This window comes from Pacificispira sp. HM-600 (assembly GCF_977993705.1).
In genome coordinates this window covers 40,387-60,460 of the sequence record NZ_OZ388079.1, presented here as the reverse complement: position 1 = coordinate 60,460, position 20,074 = coordinate 40,387, and the positions used below count along the sequence as shown (strand labels likewise).

The 20,074-nt window shown below is 65.1% G+C and carries 11 protein-coding genes; all 11 read right to left on the bottom strand.

What is annotated here, in order from left to right:
* Positions 1 to 46: 46 nt before the first annotated feature.
* Positions 47 to 1,513, bottom strand: a complete 1,467-nt coding sequence (locus ACXZ1E_RS00285; RefSeq protein ID WP_458041504.1) for a hypothetical protein — start codon at positions 1,511 to 1,513, stop codon at positions 47 to 49.
* A gap of 5 nt (positions 1,514 to 1,518) precedes the next feature.
* The gene (locus tag ACXZ1E_RS00280) at positions 1,519 to 4,692 is read right to left on the bottom strand and encodes a restriction endonuclease (RefSeq protein WP_458041503.1); all 3,174 of its coding nucleotides are present in this window, start codon (positions 4,690 to 4,692) and stop codon (positions 1,519 to 1,521) included.
* A 4-nt stretch (positions 4,693 to 4,696) separates the two neighbouring features.
* On the bottom strand, positions 4,697 to 6,799 hold the full coding sequence (locus ACXZ1E_RS00275) for a site-specific DNA-methyltransferase (protein WP_458041502.1): 2,103 nt from the start codon (positions 6,797 to 6,799) through the stop codon (positions 4,697 to 4,699).
* A gap of 19 nt (positions 6,800 to 6,818) precedes the next feature.
* Positions 6,819 to 7,487: a DUF4391 domain-containing protein gene (locus ACXZ1E_RS00270; protein ID WP_458041501.1), complete on the bottom strand. Its 669-nt coding sequence runs from the start codon at positions 7,485 to 7,487 to the stop codon at positions 6,819 to 6,821.
* Entirely contained in the window at positions 7,480 to 10,755 is a 3,276-nt protein-coding gene (locus ACXZ1E_RS00265) for a helicase-related protein (protein WP_458041500.1), read from the bottom strand. The genes ACXZ1E_RS00270 and ACXZ1E_RS00265 overlap by 8 nt, the downstream gene beginning before the upstream one ends.
* On the bottom strand, positions 10,756 to 10,965 hold the full coding sequence (locus ACXZ1E_RS00260; RefSeq protein ID WP_104238857.1) for a helix-turn-helix domain-containing protein: 210 nt from the start codon (positions 10,963 to 10,965) through the stop codon (positions 10,756 to 10,758).
* A gap of 404 nt (positions 10,966 to 11,369) precedes the next feature.
* Positions 11,370 to 12,131: an SDR family NAD(P)-dependent oxidoreductase gene (locus ACXZ1E_RS00255; RefSeq protein WP_458352001.1), complete on the bottom strand. Its 762-nt coding sequence runs from the start codon at positions 12,129 to 12,131 to the stop codon at positions 11,370 to 11,372.
* A gap of 31 nt (positions 12,132 to 12,162) precedes the next feature.
* Positions 12,163 to 13,212: a type II glyceraldehyde-3-phosphate dehydrogenase gene (locus ACXZ1E_RS00250; RefSeq protein ID WP_458041499.1), complete on the bottom strand. Its 1,050-nt coding sequence runs from the start codon at positions 13,210 to 13,212 to the stop codon at positions 12,163 to 12,165.
* A complete protein-coding gene (locus tag ACXZ1E_RS00245; RefSeq protein WP_458041498.1) occupies positions 13,209 to 16,415 on the bottom strand; it encodes a beta-phosphoglucomutase family hydrolase in 3,207 nt (1,068 codons plus the stop codon). Before ACXZ1E_RS00245 ends, ACXZ1E_RS00250 begins: the two co-directional genes overlap by 4 nt.
* Complete coding sequence (locus tag ACXZ1E_RS00240) at positions 16,412 to 18,826, bottom strand: phosphoketolase family protein (RefSeq protein ID WP_458041497.1); 2,415 nt, start codon at positions 18,824 to 18,826, stop codon at positions 16,412 to 16,414. Before ACXZ1E_RS00240 ends, ACXZ1E_RS00245 begins: the two co-directional genes overlap by 4 nt.
* A 45-nt stretch (positions 18,827 to 18,871) precedes the next feature.
* Positions 18,872 to 19,909 carry a heavy metal translocating P-type ATPase gene (locus ACXZ1E_RS00235; RefSeq protein WP_458042965.1) on the bottom strand — a complete coding sequence of 346 codons (1,038 nt, stop codon included), beginning with the start codon at positions 19,907 to 19,909 and terminating at the stop codon, positions 18,872 to 18,874.
* Positions 19,910 to 20,074 lie beyond the last annotated feature (165 nt).

Below are 20,074 nucleotides of genomic sequence, written 5' to 3'. Positions count from 1 at the left end.
GACCGGGCGACCCAACCCCCTCCACCAGGCTCGGAAGCGGTCCCGATCACGCCTTCGAGCCCGAGGGCTTGTTGTCGGCGCGCGCGTCGATGACGACGATGGACTTCTCGCCGCGGAGATCCAGCTCCTTCAGGACGGCATAGACCTTCGCCACGTCCGCCTCTGTGTAGCAGATGATCATCTTGACCGAGGTGCGCGTGCCGTTCGCCTTCTCGTAGACCTCGACCTGGTTCTGGAGGTTCCGCTTCAGTTGGCTGTTGCTGGCGAGCTTGATCTCGATCAGCGACTTGTCGACGGCCCCTTTGCTCAGTTTGAAGTCCACGGGACCGCGGCCGTTGTTGACCTCGCGGTTCACGTCGAACTCGCTGCCGAAGAAGATGAGGCCGAAGAAGAGCTGGACCTCCTTCTCCGTGGCGAGGGGGCGTTCCTTGCCGGGCTTGTTGAGGAGCCGGTAGCCGTCCTGGTTCTCGACGTACTGCTTGAAGCCGTTGGCGCGGGCAAGCGCCTCGTCGTAGCTGGTGACCGGCGTCAGGTACAGCGAGGTATTGGCGCGGATGTCTTCGACGACCGTCTGCACCATCTGCACGAGGATCTCGAAGACCTCCTGCCGCCGTCTTGCGCTGAGGCCGACTGCCTGCTCCCCCGTGTCTTCCTTCTGGCGGATGTAGTAGTCGATGACCTCGGGAAACTGGAGGATCGCCGCAGCCGCCAGGTCCGAGTACTCCTTCTTCGTGGGATTGTCGCTCAGCTTCTTGAAGAGGTAGTTGTTGACCTGCGCGCGAAGCTGGTCGTCTTCAATGGCGCCGGGGATGCTGCTGAACTCGCGCACAAGGTCGGAGCGACTGATCCAGGTATCGTCCTTGGTGAGCATGTCGGCCGGGGTGAGTAGAACGTAGTCTCCCCGGAGCGCGGGCAGTTCGTACTGGCTCGATTCCCAGGTCTCGGTCTCGTAGTTGAAGACCGCGCGGGCGACCGAGAATGTGCCGCGCCGGTCGGCCGACAGATGCGCCAGCGCAAACGCCTGGGTGTACTCCAGCAGATAGCCCTTGATGAGGTTCGTGGTGAAGTCGCTGATGTTATCGCGCCCGACGCCCTCTTTGATGAGCGCGAGCTTCTCCAAGTGGGCACCCTTGGTGATCGACTCCGACCCGAACCCCTTCAGGATCGAGCCGAGGGAGCTGTGGAGCGCGCGGGCGAAGTCCTTGCCGAGTCCGCTCCCCGAGTTGCCGAGGACGGTGAACCCGAGCCAGTTCTGCTTCACCTCCTGGAACATGTACCAGGACTTGATCAGCCCCGGATCGAGATCGGGGGCGGCCCGGTCACGGAGGAATATGAGGTAGCGGATCATTCCGTCGTGTAGATCGCGGTACTCCTGCTTCCTGCTGTTGAAGAGCAGGAAGGGGTCGACGAAGAGAGGCAAATCGGAGGCGAGGCTCACATCGAACGCGCCGTAGTCCTCCAGCACCTTCGGCGATACCCCGAAGTGCTGAGAGAAATACAGCTCGATGACCATCCGGCCTACGCTCCCACAAGCTGCAGCAGGTCGTCGTAACTGCGGACGACGTCGTACTTGATGCCGGGGGTGCCCGCGACCTCGTTGAGCTTCTTGAAGAGCTTCTTGGCGCAATCGATCTTCGCCTTCTCTGCGGGGCGGAGCTCGAGCGAGGAGAGCGAGCCCTTCGTCTCGGCGACGAAATAGACGTGCTTGACCGCGCCTTGTTTGAAGGCGATCGCCCAGTCAGGGTTGTAATCATCGAGCGGGGTCGGGATCTTGAAGCCGCGCGGGAGCTTCGTATAGACGACGACCTCCTCGCTTACGTCGAGGGCCGCACCGAATGCGCGCTCGACCTCGGAGTCATCAATGACGTACTCGTAGACGTTCCGGTTCGGCGTGTGCACCGCCTTCGCAAGATCTTGCCCTGTCTGCGCCTCCGTGAAGAGGGACAGGTCGTAGCGGTCGTCGAGGATGTCGTACTCGATGTCGGCCACGACCGTGGCGATCTTCTGTTCGTTGATCAGGCGAGAAGCCTCCGTGATGAACTGCTCCGGGTTCTGGCGGAACATCTCGAAGGTCGACGGCTTGATGCCAGACAGGATCGCGGCGCAGCTTCGCCGTGTGAGGTGCGTCTTCTCCGAGATCTCGCCGAGCAGGTCATACGGGACGGTCGAGTTCGCGCTCAGCGACGACTCCTCGGTCTTCGTCCGCGAGACCTTGAAACTCTCCCCGGTCGACAAATGCTCGACCTCGATCGCGTCACGCTGGATGCCCTGGACGACGACGTACTGCAGGCGCGCGACATGCAGTGAGGTATCCAGGACACGGACACAGTTGTCGATCAGCTGCTGCGAGTCGAAGTTGACCTGGTAGACGGCGCGCCGGTTGATCCGGTCCCATAGGTCGAGGAACTCGCGCTTGGAGAAGTTCGTCTCGTTCCTCGGGATCGACTTCGTCTTTCGACCGTCGTCGACCTTAGGCGCCTGCACGTTGAGTGAGTCGATCAGCTCGGCGACCTGGTAGAAGTACGGCTGGAGCGCCTCGGGTAGGGGCGGGATCTCCGGGAGGCTTGCCCTCCCGATCCACTTCTCCGCGAGCTGGTCGTCGAGGTCGACGAAGTCATGCTTCTGCAGCCACCGCTGGAGCTGCTTCGACTCCTCCTCGGAGATCTTGTGCTCAGTTCCAGCTGCGCCATCGCGGAGCACCGCGCCGACGAAGAATTCCGGCTCCGCCCTTCGCGGCCTCGCACTGAGCAGACCGAGGGTCTCCTTCTGGAATCCTGCGACGAAATCGACGTATGACTCCTCGGTGACGACAGTCAGGACGTTAACCTCGTGGACCGTCATGGGATTGTCGGCGCGGTCACCGTGCTGGTCGACGGCGAGGCGGAGCCCTCGTCCAACTTCCTGCCTACGGGAATCGCTGGCCGTCGCTTTCTTGAGGAAACCGAGGGTGAATACGTTCGGGTTGTCCCAGCCCTCGCGGAGCGCGGAGTGGCTGAAGATGAACCGTAGTGGGAAGTCCGGATCAAGCAGCTTCTCCTTGTCGCGAAGGATCGCGTCGTACGCTTCCGCATCCTTCGAGACGCCCTGCCGCTCGTCTGACGCATCCGAGCTGTCGCTGTCTATCCAGCGCCCGCTCTTGTCCTTGGAGAAATAGCCGTTGTGGATGTCCCCGACGGTGTCGCGCTCGAGGAACGCGCGGTAGAGGGCGGACGATTCGTCCAGGTCGAGTTCGCCGAGTTTCTCCGCCTTGAGTGCCTCGTACTCTTCCTCGAACACGCGCGCGTAGTCGCCCATTCGGTCCGGTCGCTCGTAGTCGCGGTACTTCGCGACCTCGTCGATGAAGAAGAGGGAGAGCGCCTTGATCCCGAGCCCGAAGAGCTGGCGTTCCTTGTCGAAGTGGGCGCGGATGACTTCCCGGATCTGCAGTCGGCGCTTCTGCTCATCGGTCACGTCGTTGGTGACCTGGCCTGCCTGGAGTACCTGCCCGTCGATCAGGGTCACGGTGTTCGCGATCGCGTCGACGTCGTCGACCACGAGACCGTTGTATGCCTCGATACCGCCGGAGATATCGTGCAGCCGGTCGCCCTTCTTGAGCTTGACCGTCTTGCGCGTGATGCCGCCACCGCGGGCCTGGACTTCCAGTTCGACGCGCGCCTTCGGGAAGTCGGCGCCCTTACCGAGCTCCATACCATCGACGTAGAGGTACGCGCTGCTGCCGGCGAGACCTTTGACGCTGATGCCGCGCGCGGCGATCTTCTTGACGAGCTTCTTGTTGTAGGCGTCGAGAGCATCGAGACGATGCACCTTGTTGTGCTCGATGGCATGGGTCGCTGAATAGCGAAGCGCGAAGAGTGCGTTGAAACGCCCAAGAGCCTTCAGCGTCTCGCTCGGCCGGTTCGGGTTGCTGCCGAGGCGCTGCGGCTCGTCGATGATGAGGATCGGCCGGTTCGCTGCGATGACGTCGATCGGACGGCGAGACTTGAAGCCGTCGAGGACCTTGAACATCCTGAGGCCCGACGCCTTGCCCTTCTGGTCGGTGTCGTCGGTGGCCCTCTTCGCATCCCGGTTGAAGTTCTGCGCGTTGATGATCATGACCTGGATGCCCGCGTCGGAGGCGTAGGTCTCGACGTCTTCCAGGTGGTCGGAGTCATAGACGAAGGCGCGGGCCCGCGTCCGATACTCGGCGAGAAAGTGGTCAGCGGTGATCTCGAAAGACTTCTTGACGCCTTCGCGGATGGCGACGCTCGGGACGACGACGACGAACTTCGACCAGCCGAACTGCCGGTGCAACTCCATGATCGTCTTGGTGTAGACGTAGGTCTTGCCGGTGCCGGTCTCCATCTCGACGTCGAGGTTGAGACCCGCGGCAGGGCTCGTCATGACGCTAGGTGAGAGGGGCAGCCCCCGCGTGCGACCCTGCACTGCGTGGATGTTCTCAAGTACCTCCGCCTGGCTCAGTACGACTTCGGTGTTGCGAAGACCGGGTCCGAGTTCCTTCGGCGGCTCGGGCGTGAGTCCGGCGAGCATCGACGCCGCGTTCGAGTCCGGCGCTGGCGTAACGCCGACCTTGCCAGGGTCGATCTTGTACTTCACGCCATCGGCATACGGCTGGCGGTGCACCGCACGGAAGCAGTCGATCACGGCATCGACCGCGGCCGTCTGATACTCCTGGACCTTGAACTGGAGCTTCATCGGCTCACAGCACCTTGAAGTCGGTGTCGCGCGAAAGCTCCTGGAAGATCTGCTTCGCGTTGATGCGCGCAGAGTCCGATGCGAACGCGGAGTCCTTGAAGACCGCCTTCAAGGGCTGCCGCTTCGCGACCTCCCGCACGAGTGCATCATCGACTGCGTCATCCAGGCACGCGATGAGTGCATTGACCTCCGGGTCCACGACAAGGGCCTCATGACCGTTGACCTGTTCGACGGTGACCGGCGCTGACAGTTCGAGCCCGTGGCTGATGAGCACCTCAAAGAGGATGTCCTCGCTAGTGCGATCGGCCCTGAAGGTCTCGACGAGCCCAGCGAGCTGAGTCTGGTCGGTCCCGTCCGGAGTCGCCGACACCGGCGCGTAGTTGCTCGTGTCGATCGTGAAGGCTCGGAAACCGACGTCGCCGTTCCAGCTGGAGGGCTTCCGGTCATTGAGGATCGCCGTGCCAGCATTGGCGATTCGGATCTTGGTCAGCTCGGCGATCGTCAGCGGTTTGCCGAGCTTCTCCAGTAGCCGGATCGCGTTCTGGATCGTGGTCTTCGCTGCCCCGGTCGCAGTCTTCAGATTGTCTTCGAGCGACTCCGGGAGCTGCACAAGTACGACCGGACAGTTCAGACCCGTTCGAGCGCAAAGTTCGAAGACGGCCTCGGCGGTCGTGCCGGAACCAGCGAAGAAGTCGAGGACGATCCCATCGTGACCATTGAGCACGTACTCGAACAGCCGTGACAGCGCCTCATGATCCTTGGGGTTGTTGAAGACCTTCGCGCCCATGAGTGCCCGAAGGTGCTTCACCGACACCTGCGACTGCTTGTAGAAGTACGTTCCTCTGACCTGTGTCGCGAGCTCCGCCTCGTCTTCGGTCTCTTCGGCCTCGTCGTCCTCGACATCAACCGTCTCACCCGCGACGGGACGCAGATGTGCCTTTCGGAACGGCGATGCGGTCGGGTCGTCCTCGCGAAATGCGACCAGCCCGAGCTTGATTTGACGCTTCATTTCGTCAGGACTGCTGTAGCGCCAGCCAGCCTCGGGTACTTTCACCGCCTGACCTGTGGCCGGGTTCACGACGTCGTAGGTCGGCCCGTTCCCACCCGGCCAAGAGATGTCTCGGTCACGCCACGGGCCGTTCGCATCGACCCGCTTGTAGCGCGCCCACTTCTTCGACGGGTCGGTGCGCGGCAACGCCGTGAACCAGGCCGAGAGATCCTTCTCGATGGCGGAATCGTCCGCACCGTGCATCTCGCGGAGACGGAGGTACTCGTCCCAGATCTCCCGCGCGCCCGGCTTCTCCTCTCGCCACTTCGTCTTCTGCTCGCGCAGGTACGACTGCGACTTTGCGTAGACCATGACGTACTCGTGCCCGGTGGAGAAGAATTTCGCGTCGTTCTTGCGCCCCTTCTCCCATACGAGCTGTGCGATGAAGTTCTGCTCGCCGAAGACCTCGTCCATGAGCCGGCGCAACGACGCCTGCTCGGCGTCGTCGATGCTGACGAGGATGACGCCGTCCTGCGCAAGGAACCGCTTTGCGAGCCGGAGGCGCGGGTAGACCATGCTGAGCCAGTCGGAGTGGAAGCGACCGTTCGCGCTCGTGTTCGCGACGAGCTTTTCGCCCGTGTCGTTCACCTGCCCGGACTTCCAGAGGTACTCCTGCTTCGAGGACGCGAAGTCATCGTGGTAAACGAGGTCGCTCCCGGTGTTGTAGGGCGGGTCGATGTAGATCAGCCGGACCTTGCCGAGATACGACTCCTGGAGGAGCTTCAGCGCCTCGAGGTTGTCCCCTTCGATGAAGAGGTTCCTCGTGGTGTCGAAGTCGACCGAGTCCGAGCGATTCGGCCGGAGCGTCTTCGCCGTGGGGGTGTTCGAGAGGAACTCCGCCTCGAGCTTGCCCGGCCAGTCGATCTGATAGACCTCCTTGCCCTCCACGACGTAGTCGTCCAGCTCCTGGCGGAGCGCCTCGAAGTCGACGCGGTGGATCAGTTCACCGTCCTCGTCGCGCGCCTCCTTCACGACGTTCGGGAAGAGGGCCGCAATCGCCTCGACGTTCTTCCTTGTGACGTCGACCGACTGCAGTTCCAGCTTCTCCGGCATTTCCATCTGGTTCCTCTTGGTGCGCTCATACCAGTGCCGCGAGTGCGGCCTGGCGGTCCTTCAGTACTCGCCGCAGCTCTACCTTGCGGTTGAGCTGCGGCTCGGTGCGGAGCTTGCGCTCCAGTGCAGCAATCTCGCGTTCGAGCTTCTTCGCCCGTTCCATTCTCTGGGTGGCAGCCGACACGGACTCGCCGCGGCGTGACGCGACGGGGAGCAGCGGCGCCAGCAGCGCCTCGTAGAGGGCAGACAGGTCGATGGCGGTCGGCAGCGGAGTGCGGGCGGTATCGAGCGGAAGCCACGCGGTCGTGAAGTACGCACCGACTTTCGGAGTCGTGCCACCGAGCGTCTTGTGGGCCGCGACCATGCGCACCTCATCACCCCTCGACACCTCGAAGAGGATCGGGAAGTGGACCGCCTTGTCGATGGCGGTCAACACGTCGTCGCCGACATCGCCGCCCTTCGTCTCGACGGTGAAGACCTGGATCTCCGGCACCGCCTCGGTGCCTTTCAGCCGGATCGTCGATTCGGCGAGCTTGTAGGCCCAAGTGATGCGCTGAATGTCACCGACGAACTTCTCGCGCAGCACGGTGCGCACGCTGCCGTGTTCGTAGAACTTCGTCTTCGGCACCACGCGGCCGAACTTCGCGGCCGGGGGCCAGCGGTAGAGGGCTGGGGTCTGGGGCGCATCAGTCACCGGCAGGCTCCTCGACGATGGCGAGGAACGCGATCAGCTCGAAGTCGTCAAGCCCGGCGATGGTCTGCACGAGCGCGGTGGTGTGGCCGGGGCTGAAGAGGCTATCGACATCGCGTTCCTCCGTCACGTCGATCATGGAGCGGATCGCCTCGGTGAGCAGACCGCTGTACTTGCCCATCTCCGCGCCGTCGCGGGTGGCCGCGTTGAAGACCCGGCACACCTCCCAGGCGGGCTCGTCGCGGTTGCGGCACCCGGCGCGGATCAGGTCGAGCAGGTACTTCACCTCAGTGTGGTCGGCGATGAGGTTGCCCTCGTCGTCGAGGTAGACGAGGTAATGCGGGTGCAGGCGGTTGCCCCGGTGGAGCATCTCGTCGGCGTTGATGTTACGCAGCGCGAACAGTGCACCCGGCTTGAGCCCCTTCTCGCGATTGGCCGGCACGACGGCGTGCAGGCCCTTGGGCGTGCCTGCCAGGTCGCCATACTCCTTGATGTACCCGAGCAGGTCCATGCGGAAATCGTTGAGCCCAAGGTCGGTGATGGAGATGCCGGTACGCACGTCCTCCAGCTCGATGACCTCGTCCTGGAGCTTGCGGAGCTGCTCCTTGCGGAATGCGGCATCGCTCGACTCCTGCGTGAGCACGTTGTCATCGGCGGTCGCGGCGAGATCGGCGATGACCATGCGGTTCTCGACGCGCTCTTTGAGGTTGATGTACTCATCGAGGGAGATGTCGGGCCAGAAGTTCACGAGCTGGATGCGCTCGTTCGTCGATCCGATGCGGTCGATGCGGCCGAAGCGCTGAATGATCCTGACCGGGTTCCAGTGGATGTCGTAGTTGACGAGGTAGTCGCAGTCCTGGAGGTTCTGGCCCTCCGAAATACAGTCCGTGCCGATGAGCACGTCGACTTCGTTCGACTCCTTGGGCATCACGAGATGGCGCTGCTTCGAGCGCGGGGAGAACAGGGTGAGGGTCTGCTGGAAGCCGTAGCCTCTGCCGAGCGTCGTGCTCGGGTTGCCCTGGCCGGTGACCAGCGCAGACTCGTAGCCGCGACGTTTCAGCGCAGGACTGAGCTCCCGGTAGAGGTAGGAGGCGGTGTCAGCGAAGGCCGAGAAGATCAGCACCTTGCGGTTGCCAGGGTTGATCGGCTCGGCGAACTTCGCCTCGATCAGCTCCTTGAGGATGCGCAGCTTCAGGTCATGCTCGGGGGTGATCGCTTCGACCGAGGCGAGGAGTCGTGAGATGACGAGCCCGTCGTGGGAGAGATCCCGGTTCCACGACTCGACATCCATATCGGCAAGGTCGATCTGCACCTTCTTGCCGACGGTGCCGCTCGTGGGGAACTCGAAATCGTCGTCGTCGGCATCCAGGTCGGCCAGGCTCGACGCGACGTCCGTGACCGCGCTGGCGTGGTTGTCGATCGCCTCCAGCGCCTCCGCGACGGTCATCTCCAGACGGTTGAGCGTGAGGCGGAACGCCTCCACGCTGCTCTCCAACCGCTTCAGGAGGTTGACGGTCATCAGCTTCTGGATGCCTTTTTCGCGGTTCGCCGCACCGAGGTTCGCGACCGACCCGCCCGCGATGTTGCGGCCACCGCCGACGTTGCCATAGAGCCGCTCGTACTTCTCTGTCCGGCTTGGGAAGACGTAGGCGAGCGGCGCGTAGACCGCGAGCGTGAGCGACTGGAGCTGGTCGAAGATCTCATTGAACGTCGGAGCGTCCGGCAGATCGGTCAGCGGCGCGTGCACCGACTTCGGCGGCTGTCGCTCCGGGAACGCACCGATGTCGGAGGTGTCGTAGAACGCCTGGATGTGCTTGCGCGAGCGCGCGATCGTCACCGAGTCGAGCAGTTCGAAGAAGTCGAAGTCCAGGCGGGACAGGATCGCCTCCGATGTGCGATCCTCGGGCGGCAAGTCCGACCACTCGTTGAAGGCGCGCTGCGCCTGACGGAAGACCTCCTCCACCGTCGTGGAGATATTGAGCTTCGCGGCAAGCTGTGCGGAGTCTCCCTCGTAGGCCAGCGCGAGCTGGTTACGCAGGTCGTTGAAGCGATTGTTCACGGGTGTCGCCGACAGCATCAGCACCTTCGTCTTCACGCCCTCGCGGATCACCTTGCGCATGAGGCGCTGGTACCGAGTCTCGTTCTCGGTCGTGAAGTCCGCGTTGCGGAAGTTGTGGGACTCGTCGATGACCACGAGGTCGTAGTTGCCCCAGTTCACCCGGTCGAGCGGGATGCCCAGTGACTCCCCCGACTCGCGCGAAAGGTCAGTGTGGGCCAGCACGTCGTAATTGAAGCGATCCTTCGAGAAGACGTTCGTTGTCAGGTTCGCGTTGTAGTTCGTCCAGTTCTCGGCGAGCTTCTTCGGCGCGAGCACGAGCACGGACTTGTTGCGCAGCTCGTAGTACTTGATGACGGCGAGCGCGGTGAACGTCTTCCCAAGACCGACCGAGTCGGCGAGGATGCAGCCGTTGTAGGTCTCCAGCTTGTTGATGACGCCCGTCGCGGCGTCCTTCTGGAAGTTGTAGAGCGCGTTCCAGATCTCGGTGTCCTGGTAGCCGGTCAGGTCGTTCGGCAGCACGTCCTCGTTGACGTCGTCGAGGAACTCGGAGAAGAGGTTGTAGAGAATCAGGAAGTACACCCGCTGCGGCGAGTTCTCCGCGTAGACGCTCGCGATGTGGTCATAGACCGTCTGCGTCACGTCATCGAGCTGCTCCGAGTTGTGCCAGATCTGGTCGAAGAGCTGCACGAACTGGCGAGTCTCGCTCGTGCCCTCGAACTTGGTGACGTAGTTCGACGTCGCCGGCCCGCGCTCGTAGCCGAGATCGGCGGTCGTGAAGCCCTGGATTGGGAAGTACCCCGCCGCATCATCCACAGCAGCGAGCGGCTGCATCGGGGCACCCGTTCGGTTCGAGCGGAAGGTGACCTTTTGGCGCACCCACTCGGCGCACTCGCGCGCGATGGCGCGCTGCGTGAGCTTGTTCCGTAGACGGATCTCGAACTCGGAGCCATACAGTGTCGACTCCGAGCCGCGACCATGCCGCACCTCGAACTGACGACGCTCCGGCGAGGGCTTGTCCGTCGCCTTCACGGTGTTGAACGACGGAGCGGTGAAGATGAATTCCAGCTCCTTGATCTGCGACAGCTCACGCTTGAGCGCTTCGAACGCGTAGATCGAGAACGTCGAGGCGGCGATGCGCAGCTTGGAGCCTGGCCTGACCTCTGCCTTCATGTCGTCACCGAGCAGCTCGTTGACATTGTCGATGATGCGCACTCAGTCCCGCCCTTGTGTCGAGCCCGGGGTGTCAGAGTCCGACGCACCCTTGCGCCGCACCCACTCATCGACCTCGGAGACCTGGAACTTCCAGAGCCGCCCGATCTTGTGGGCGGGCATCCCCTTGTCGGCGATCCAGGCGTACACGGTGTCCTTCGTGATGCCGAGATGGTTCGCGATGTCGTCGGCAGACAGCCAAGGTTCCGCCATCGGCTCCTCCCTCCGCTCGTGCCTCGCCCCTCTCACCTTACCGATGACGGAGGCCGCTTAAGCCGGGTTTGACCGAGTATCCCCGGTGGAGCTTGCCCAGAGCGGTGTCAGATGCCCAAATCACCCCGAATGAGCATGCCCCGTCCTGCAGCTTGGCGAGCTCGGCGAGATAGTCGGGGGGATGCAGGTCGGTCCGGTGGAGAGCACCTTGCTGGTCTGGCCAGCGGACAACAGCTCGTCGGTGTAGTCGCTCGGCACCCCGGATCGCGGGCACCGAGCCGCATGGGCCAGACGGCGTGACCGACCGCCACATTGATGACGCGGCCGCGGTGGTGGACTTGTAACGCGAAGGAGAGCAGCCTTAGTGCCCGCCCCATCGCGGTGGGCTGGAGTGTGCATGGCCGTCAGATCGCGATCCAGCCGCCGTCGCTGGGAAGCACGGCACCGGAGATGTTGGTCGAGTCGTCGCTGAGCAGCCAAGTGATTGCTGCGGCGAGTTCCTCGGAGGTGGCGACCGGAGGCACATTGACCTGCATGAAGGGTCCGAGTCGTTCGCCGGCGAACTGGGACGTGAACGGTGCCTCGATGTTGGTGGCGACGCCCCCAGGGGCAACCGCGTTGCACCGGACCCCGTTGGGGGTGTAGAAGAATGCGGTGCTCTTGGTGAAGCCGATGACGGCGTGCTTGGAGGTCGTGTAGGCGGTGCCGGCGGCGGATCCACGCAGGCCCGCCTCCGAGGTGACGTTGACGATCGAGCCGTATCCGGCCTGGATCATCGACGGAAGAACGGCGCGGGTCAGGCGCATGATCGCGGTGACGTTCACGTCCATGACCCGTTGCCAGACCTCGTCCACGAGCTCGGCGGGTGGGAGGAATCCATCCATGATCCCGGCCACGTTCGCGAGGGCGTCCACCCGTCCCTGCGCCGCCTCCAGGACGGCGTCGACAGTGGCCTGCGAGCTGACGTCGCCAACCACCGTCACGAAGCCGAGCGCCGGCAGCTCGGCGTTCAGCTGCTGCAGCCGGGGCTCACTGATGTCAGTGGCGATCACGCGGGCGCCTTCCTGCGCGAGCCGCACCGCGGTGGCTCTGCCGATGCCGGATCCCGCGCCGCTGACCACAGCAGTCTTCCCGTTGAAGCGTCCTGATATTGATTCCATCGCCATCGTTTTCTCCTTCGTGTGGTGATGCTCGAGTTCAGCTGTTCGGGGTGGCGGGAGCCAGGAAGTCCTTGAGCATCCCGAGAGTGGTGTCGGTGATGTGCATCGAGGTGGCGGCGTCGGGGGCGGTCCGGGTCAGTGCCCGGATCGCGTCGATGGTTTCTGGCACGACGATGGCTTCGTTGTAGACCTGGTAGGTCAGGAAGAGTTCGTCGCCTTGCACGGTGACGAGGTCCTCCCACACCGCCACCTCCCACATGTCGCCTCGGGGGCGGCCGAGGTCGCGCATCAGTTCGATCGTGGAGTTGAGGGCGACCAGACCGTCGGACATCCGGATGAACGCGATTCGGGGGGCGGCGCGCAGCGCGGCAAGCACTTCTTCCCGCGTCGCCTGGCGGGTCAGTTGGATCGTCCAGTAGTGGTTGTGCGTCTGGGTGTGGGCGCCCTTGGCGGCGATCGTCACCAGGTCGAGGCCGGGCAGCACGGTCTGCGCGTCTGGGCCCTGATGGGAGGGGATGGTCGGCTCGGGGACCATCGTGTTCATGATTCCGCCGAGGTGGGATTCCCACGGGTCGGTGGCGCGTCGGATGAGCACCCCGCGGGCTCGTAGGAGTAGCCCGGCGGTGTCGAGCGCGCCGAGTACCCGGACGATGCTGGTGGTGTTGCAGGACACCACTCGGGTGGTGTCTCGGCCGAGGGCGCTGTCGTAGTTGGCTTGGGCGACGAAAGAGTGTCCGGTGACCTTGTGGGATTCGCCGCCCTGGAAGACGGCCTTCACCCCGGCCGCTCGGTAGCGTGGCAGGTTGCCCGCGGCGACGTGCTTGGGGGTGGTGTCGATGATGATGTCGGATGTCGCCAGCAGGTCCTCGAGGCCGCCCGCTGCGTTCAGCCCTTCCGCCGCCATCGCGGTGAGCGCTTCGTCCGTGGCGGCGAAGAGGGGAATCCGGCCCCGCACGGACTTGATGCGCCAGTCGGTGGCGATGTCGGCGATGCCGACCAGCTCCATGTCGGGCTGCAGCAGGACAGTGTCCGCGACGCGCTTGCCGATCACTCCGTAACCGTTGACGCCGACTTTGACCTTGCTCATGGACGTGCCCTTCTCTCGGTGGGTTCTCTCTCGGTGGGTTCCGCCGGTTGGAGCCCGGGAGCCAGGGCGAACGTGTGTGACTCGCCGCCGGCGAGCGAGACCTCTTCGGTGGCGACTCTGAGTCGGATCGGCGGTGCTGGGCTGGGCAGCAGCTGCAGTCGCAGGGTGTGGTGGTCGAGTTCAAGGTCGATCCGGTGCCCCCGGTAGGCGAACTGGAAGCGGATATTCGGCAGTCGTGGCGGCAGGCGCGGTGCGAAGCTGACCCGGGTCGGATCGCAGCTCAGCCCGACGAACGATCGAGCGATGAGGTCGATGGTGCCGGCCATCGCGCCGAGGTGGATGCCTTCGCGGGTGGTGCCCCCTTGGGTGTCGTCCAGGTCGGCGATGAGTGCCTCGCGGAACAGGGACCACGACCGGGATTCGTCGAGGCCGGCGAGGACGGAGGCGCTGACGACTCGGCTGAGGGTGGAGCCGTTCGAGGTGCGGTCGAGGTAGTAGGTCACGGTGCGGACGAGGTCGTCTTGGGAGAAGGGGTAGCCGAGCCTCGCCAGTTGCTGCCTCAGTCCGTCCTGGCCGAGCAGGTAGACGAGCATGACGACGTCGGGCTGTTTGGCCAGCTTGTACCGATTGCTGTTGTCGTCCTCGGATTCGAGGATGAGGTCGAGTCGGCCGATATTCCCGTACCGGTTCCGGTAGCTGGCCCAGTCGAGTTCGATGAGATCCTCGTACCCGTCGAACTGGCTGAGGATCCCGTCGGCGTGAACGGCGATCGCCAGACGCCGGCTGACGTGCGTCCAGTGCGCGATCTCGGCCTCCCCGATCTGAAGTCGCGCCATGACATCGTCGCGGGGGTGGCCGGCTAACTCCTGGAGGGCGGCGACGGCGCGGGCGCACACCCATGCGGCCATCACGTTCGTGTAGGTGTTGTCACGAACGCCGTGCCCGTGTCCGTCGTGGTATTCGTCCGGGCCCATGACGCCGGCGATGTGGAAGCGGTCGGTCTGGGAATCGTGAACGGCGGAGGCGGAGAAGTACCGGGCGACTTCGATGATGAGCTCGGCGCCCTGCCCGGCGAGCCAGTCGAGGTCGCCGGTGACCTGATAGTGCTGCCAGGCGTTGTATGCGACGGCCAACCCCACGTGGCGTTGGAGGTGTGAGTTGTCGGGCATCCACCGCTGGGAGCGGGGGTTGTAGAGGTGGTCCGGTGTCTCCTCGCGTCCGTCGCTGCCGCTCTGCCAGGGAAAGAGCGCGCCGGGCATCCCGGTCTCCCGTGCCGCAGAGCGGGCGGCCTCCAGCCGGTGCCATCGGTATCGCAGCATCGCGCGGGCGACCTGCGGCAGCCGAAGGCCGAGCACGGGAAGGACGAAGAGCTCGTCCCAGAACACGTGCCCGCGGTATCCCTCTCCGTGCAGACCCCGGGCCGGCACGCCGGCGTCCAAAGTCGAGGTGTGGAGGGAGAGCGTCTGCATGAGGTGGAAGATGTGAAGGTTGAGAACGAGTTGGCTGCGCGGGTCGGCTTCGATGGTCACGGGGAAGCGCCGCCAGAGCCGCTCCCAGGCGGCCTGGTGGCGGTCCGCCAGGCCGCGGGTGCCGCGGGCGTGCTCGTGAAGCCGATCGAGAGCGGCGGCCGCTGGCGAGGCGATCGCAGGGTCGCGCGAGGTGAAGATCGCGGCCGTCTTGGTGAGGGTCGCGGGTACCCCATCCACCAGCGCCACCTCGATGTCCCTGGTGTACCGACGTCCTGCCCGGGTGCTCGGGTCCTGCCATTCTCCGTCGGCTCCCTCGAGTCGAAGGTGGATGGCCGACGCGATGTCGATCTCGCTGTGCCTGGTCCGCACCTCGCAGAGAAGGATGTCCCCGGCCTGCCTGAACGTCGGGGGTCCGAGGTGTGTATTGTCCGACCCGGCATACCCGGCGACGTTCCTGTTGCCGACACCGGCGTCGAGGCCGGCGCGGAGCGTGACCGTACCACTCCACCCGGCCGCGGTGACCGTGGTCTCCTGCACGGCCAGATGCCGGTCGTCCATCGAGACGAAGGACCGCTGCACGACGCTCAGCTCCGCTCCGTCGGCACCGAGGAGGGTCACGTGCCGGGTGGAGGTCCCCGCGCGCAGGCTCACGTCCCGTCGCTCATCGCGGACAGCGACTCGACCGCTGGACCACCACGGTCCGGCGGCGACTCGGATGTCCAGAGGAAGCCAGTCTGGCGTGTTGACCAGATGCTCCTCCTCCATGCTCCGGCCGTGGATGCTGCTGGTGAGGCGGTTGTAGACGCCGGCCAGATAGGTCCCCGGGTAGTGCGTTCCGTCGTCGCGGTGCTCGGGGCGGGAGCCGCGACTGACCAGGTATCCGTTCCCCAGTGCTGTCAGCACCTCCCGATGCCCCTCATGGGCCGGGTCGAAACCGTAGTAGGTGAGGGTCCACGGGTCGGTGGACGTGGCACCGAGGTCCAGCTCGCCGACGTCGTTCAGGACGACGTCGGCTCCGGCCGCCTCGAGGGCCTCCCGACGCCCTTCACGGACAATCCCGACAACCAGACCGAATCCGCCCTCATGGGCGGCCCGGACCCCGGAGATCGCGTCCTCCACGACCACGGCGCGCAGCGGCTGAACTCCCAGGCGGCGGGCGGCCTCGAGGAACATCGCCGGATCGGGCTTGCCGGGCAGTTGCTGATCGGCGGCGATCTGCCCGTCCACGACCACGTCGAACATGCCAGCCAAGCCCGCCGCAGCCAGCATCCGGTGGGCGTTGCGACTCGCTGTGACCAGACCGACCGGGATACCGCCGGCGCGAAGCCGGGCCAGCAGGTCCGTTGTGCCCGGATAGCTGCGCAGTCCTCGCGAGGCGAGTTCGGCCAGGAACAGGTCGTTCTTGAGTTCGGCGAGTCCCGCGATCGTCCACCCTTCGGGTGAGTCCCCGCGCCGTCCGGGGTCGAGCTTGATTCCGCGGGCGGCCAGGAATGCCGCGACTCCGTCCTCGCGGTTGCGGCCATCGACGTACTTGCGATAGTCCTCAAGCGGATCGAACGGCCGCAGGTCCGCGCCGTCGGCGCGGGGGTCCTGGAGGACCTCGTCGAAGAGTTGTTGCCAGGCGGCGGCGTGAATGGTGGCGGTGTCGGTGACCACACCGTCCATGTCGAACAGGACCGCCTCGTAGGCCGCCTCGAGCTGGTGAGCGTCGGGGTGGGTTGGCGCCCTGCTCATTGGGACTCGCCGACTCGAACCGGCGGGACGGTGCCCGCCGACCAGGTCCAGTCGCGGATCTCGGGGAGGTCTTCGCCGTGCTCGCGGATGTAGGTGCTGTGCCGGATGAGGGCGTTGCGCAGCTCATCGCGGACGTGCCCGGACACGTCGCGCAGCCGGGGCACCCTGTCGATGACGTCGATGGCCAGGTGGTACCGGTCGAGCTCGTTGAGCACGCACATGTTGAAGGGGGTGGTAGTGGTGCCCTCCTCCTGGTAGCCGTGGACGTGCAGGTTGCCGTGGCCCGCCCGCCGGTAGGTGAGCCGGTGGATGAGCGTGGGGTAGCCGTGGTAGGCGAAGATCACGGGCGTGTCGCTGGTGAAGAGGGCGTCGAACTGCGCGTCGGAGAGCCCGTGCGGGTGCGCTCGGTCGTCCTGCAGGCGCATCAGGTCGACGACGTTGACCACCCGGATGCGCAGGTCGGGGAAGTGCGTCTTGAGGATCGTGACCGCGGCGAGGGTCTCCAGGGTGGGCACGTCGCCGGCGCAGGCCATGACGACATCGGGTGCCTGCCCGTCGTCGCTGCTGGCCCAGTCCCAGATGCCGATGCCCTTGGTGCAGTGCTCGATCGCCTGCTCCATGTCGAGGAACTGCAGCTGGGGCTGCTTGCCGGCGACGATGACGTTGACGTACTGGCGGCTGCGGAGGCAGTGGTCGGCGACCGACAGCAGGGTGTTGGCGTCCGGCGGCAGGTACACCCGGATGACGTCGGCTTTCTTGTTGACGACGTGGTCGATGAAGCCCGGGTCTTGGTGGGAGAAGCCGTTGTGATCCTGCCGCCACACGTGGGAGGTGAGCAGGTAGTTCAGGGAGGCGATCGGGCGGCGCCAGGGGATGTCGTTGGTGGTGGTCAGCCACTTGGCGTGCTGGTTGAACATCGAGTCGATGATGTGGACGAATGCCTCGTAGCAGGAGAAGAACCCGTGCCGTCCAGTGAGCAGGTAGCCCTCGAGCCAGCCCTGGATGGTGTGCTCGGAGAGGATCTCCATCACCCGCCCGTCAACGGCAAGGTGGTCATCTCCGGGGACGGTGGCCGCGTTCCAGGCGCGGTTGGTGACCTCGAGCACGGCGTCGAGCCGGTTGGAGTTGTTTTCGTCGGGTGAGAACACCCGAAAGTTGTCCATGTTTCCGACCATGACGTCGCGCAGCAGGGTTCCGAGAGCACGGGTGGACTCCCCCGTGGCTGTTCCGGGTGTGTCGACTGGGACGGCGTAGTCCCGGAAGTCAGGCATCCGCAGGTCTTTCAGCAGGCCGCCGCCGTTGCTGTGCGGGTTGGCGCTCATCCGGCGGCTGCCAGACGGATGCAACGCCCTCACCGCTGGAACGGGTGCGCCTGTCTCGTCGAAGAGCTCCTCGGGACGGTAGCTGCGCAGCCACTGCTCGAGGATGGCGCGGTGCTCATCGTTCTCCCGCGCTTGGGCGAACGGCACCTGGTGCGAGCGCCAGGTGCCTTCGACCTGCTTGCCGTCCACCTCCATCGGCCCGGTCCACCCCTTCGGGGAGCGCAGGACGATCATCGGCCAGCGCGGCCGTTCGGTGTCTCCCCCGCGCGCCCGGTCCTTGATCTCGCGGATATCGTCGAGGCAGGCGTCCAGGGCGCGGGCGAAGTCCTGGTGCATCCGCGCCGGGTCGTCGCCCTCGACATAGAACGGGGTGTGCCCGTAGCCGCGCAGCAGGTGATCAAGCTCTTCCGGGCTGATCCGCGCCAGCACCGTGGGGTTGGCGATCTTGTACCCGTTCAGGTGCAGGATCGGCAGCACCGTCCCGTCACGAGCGGGGTTGACGAACTTGTTGGACTGCCAACTCGCCGCCAGCGGGCCGGTCTCCGCCTCGCCGTCGCCGACCACCGCGGCGACGATCAGGTCCGGGTTGTCGAACGCCGCGCCGTAGGCGTGCGAGAGGGCGTAGCCCAGCTCACCACCCTCGTGGATCGACCCGGGCGTCTCGGGCGCGACGTGGCTGGGGATGCCCCCCGGGAAGGAGAACTGCCGGAACAGCCGGCGCATCCCCTCCCCATCCTGGGTGATGTCCGGATACGTTTCGGTGTAGGTACCCTCCAGCCAGGCCGACGCGACTGGGCCGGGGCCACCGTGACCGGGACCCATGACGTAGATCGTGTCCAGATCGCGCTCCATGATGGCCCGGTTCAGGTGGGCGTATATGAAGTTCAACCCCGGCGTTGTGCCCCAGTGCCCGAGCAGCCTGGGCTTGATGTGCTCCGGCAGCAAGGGTTCCCGCAGCAGCGGGTTGTCCATCAGGTAGATCTGGCCGACCGAGAGATAGTTTGCGGCCCGCCACCAGGCATTGATGCGCTCCAGCTGGGCCGGATCCAGAACCGGATCGGCGCCCCTGGGGGCTGAGTGTGTGCTCATGAGTTCTTCGCTATCTGTGTCATGTCGAATGGTGATGGGTAGCGTTTATCGGGTGCTGCTGGGAACGGGCGCCGGCTCGGGACTGCTCACCGCCGCGGGCGCGGCGGGGGCGGGAAGGTGGAGTCGCTTCAGCAGCAGGGCGTTGACGGCGACGATCACGCTCGAGCCGGACATCGAGATCGCGGCGATCTCCGGGCTGAGCATGATGCCGAACGGGGGGAAGAACACGCCCGCAGCGATGGGCAGGGCGATGACGTTATAGCCGATGGCCCAGCCGAGGTTCTGCCGCATCTTGCGCACGGTGCCCTTGCCGATGCGCAGCGCGATCGCGACATCCAGCGGGTCGGAGCGCATCAGCACCACGTCGGCGGTCTCGATCGCGACATCCGTCCCGGCGCCGATCGCAATACCGAGGTCGGCCTGAGCTAGGGCGGGGGCGTCGTTGACGCCATCGCCGACCATCGCGACCTTCTTGCCCGAGCGTTGCAATTCGGCGATCTTGGCGGACTTGTCCTCCGGGAGGACCTCGGCGATGACGGTGTCGATGCCCAGCAGGGAGGCGATGCGCTTGGCGGTGGGCTCGTTGTCGCCGGTGAGCATCACGACCTCGATCCCGGACTCGTGCAGGGCGGCGATCGCTGCCGCGGCGGTTTCTCGGGGCGCGTCGGCCAGTGCGATCACCCCGGCTGCTTTGCCGTCGACGGCAAAGGCGATCGCCGTGCGGCCGGTGGCTGCCAGGTCGTTCTGCGCCGCAGAGATGGAGCTGATGTCGATTCCCTCCTCGGCCATCAGCCGGGCGTTGCCCATCACGACGCGGCGTCCGTCCACGGTCGCCACCGCTCCGAGCCCGGTAACGTTGCGGAACGCGCTGGCCGTGCGGCGAGGAACGTTGCGCGCGTCGGCGTAGGCGACGACCGCCTTGGCCAGGGGATGCTCGGACTCGCGTTCCGCGGCGGCGGCCAATGACAACAGCTCGATGTCATCCATCCCGATCGGCAGGTAGTCGGTGACCTCGGGTTCGCCCTTGGTCAGGGTGCCGGTCTTGTCGAGGACGACGGTGTCGATGTGTGCGGCGGATTCCAGGGCCTTCCCAAGCGATTCTCAAACACAAGGCCGGTACTCAAAACGCTGATTCGCCGTGTTCTCAAGGGGCCTGAGCGACGTGGACCGCGGAGTCGAACCCCGGAGAGGCACGATTCGCGAGGCGTAGTCGCGAAAAATCCGGCGAAGTCTCAAACACGGTTGGCC

Excerpts from the sequence above, each read along its gene's own strand:
- ACXZ1E_RS00285 (WP_458041504.1), bottom strand. The coding sequence starts at position 1,513 with ATGGTCATCGAGCTGTATTTCTCTCAGCACTTCGGGGTATCGCCGAAG.
- ACXZ1E_RS00280 (WP_458041503.1), bottom strand. The coding sequence starts at position 4,692 with ATGAAGCTCCAGTTCAAGGTCCAGGAGTATCAGACGGCCGCGGTCGAT.
- ACXZ1E_RS00275 (WP_458041502.1), bottom strand. The coding sequence starts at position 6,799 with ATGGAAATGCCGGAGAAGCTGGAACTGCAGTCGGTCGACGTCACAAGG.
- ACXZ1E_RS00260 (WP_104238857.1), bottom strand. The coding sequence starts at position 10,965 with ATGGCGGAACCTTGGCTGTCTGCCGACGACATCGCGAACCATCTCGGC.
- ACXZ1E_RS00255 (WP_458352001.1), bottom strand. The coding sequence starts at position 12,131 with ATGGCGATGGAATCAATATCAGGACGCTTCAACGGGAAGACTGCTGTG.
- ACXZ1E_RS00250 (WP_458041499.1), bottom strand. The coding sequence starts at position 13,212 with ATGAGCAAGGTCAAAGTCGGCGTCAACGGTTACGGAGTGATCGGCAAG.
- ACXZ1E_RS00245 (WP_458041498.1), bottom strand. The coding sequence starts at position 16,415 with ATGAGCAGGGCGCCAACCCACCCCGACGCTCACCAGCTCGAGGCGGCC.
- ACXZ1E_RS00240 (WP_458041497.1), bottom strand. The coding sequence starts at position 18,826 with ATGAGCACACACTCAGCCCCCAGGGGCGCCGATCCGGTTCTGGATCCG.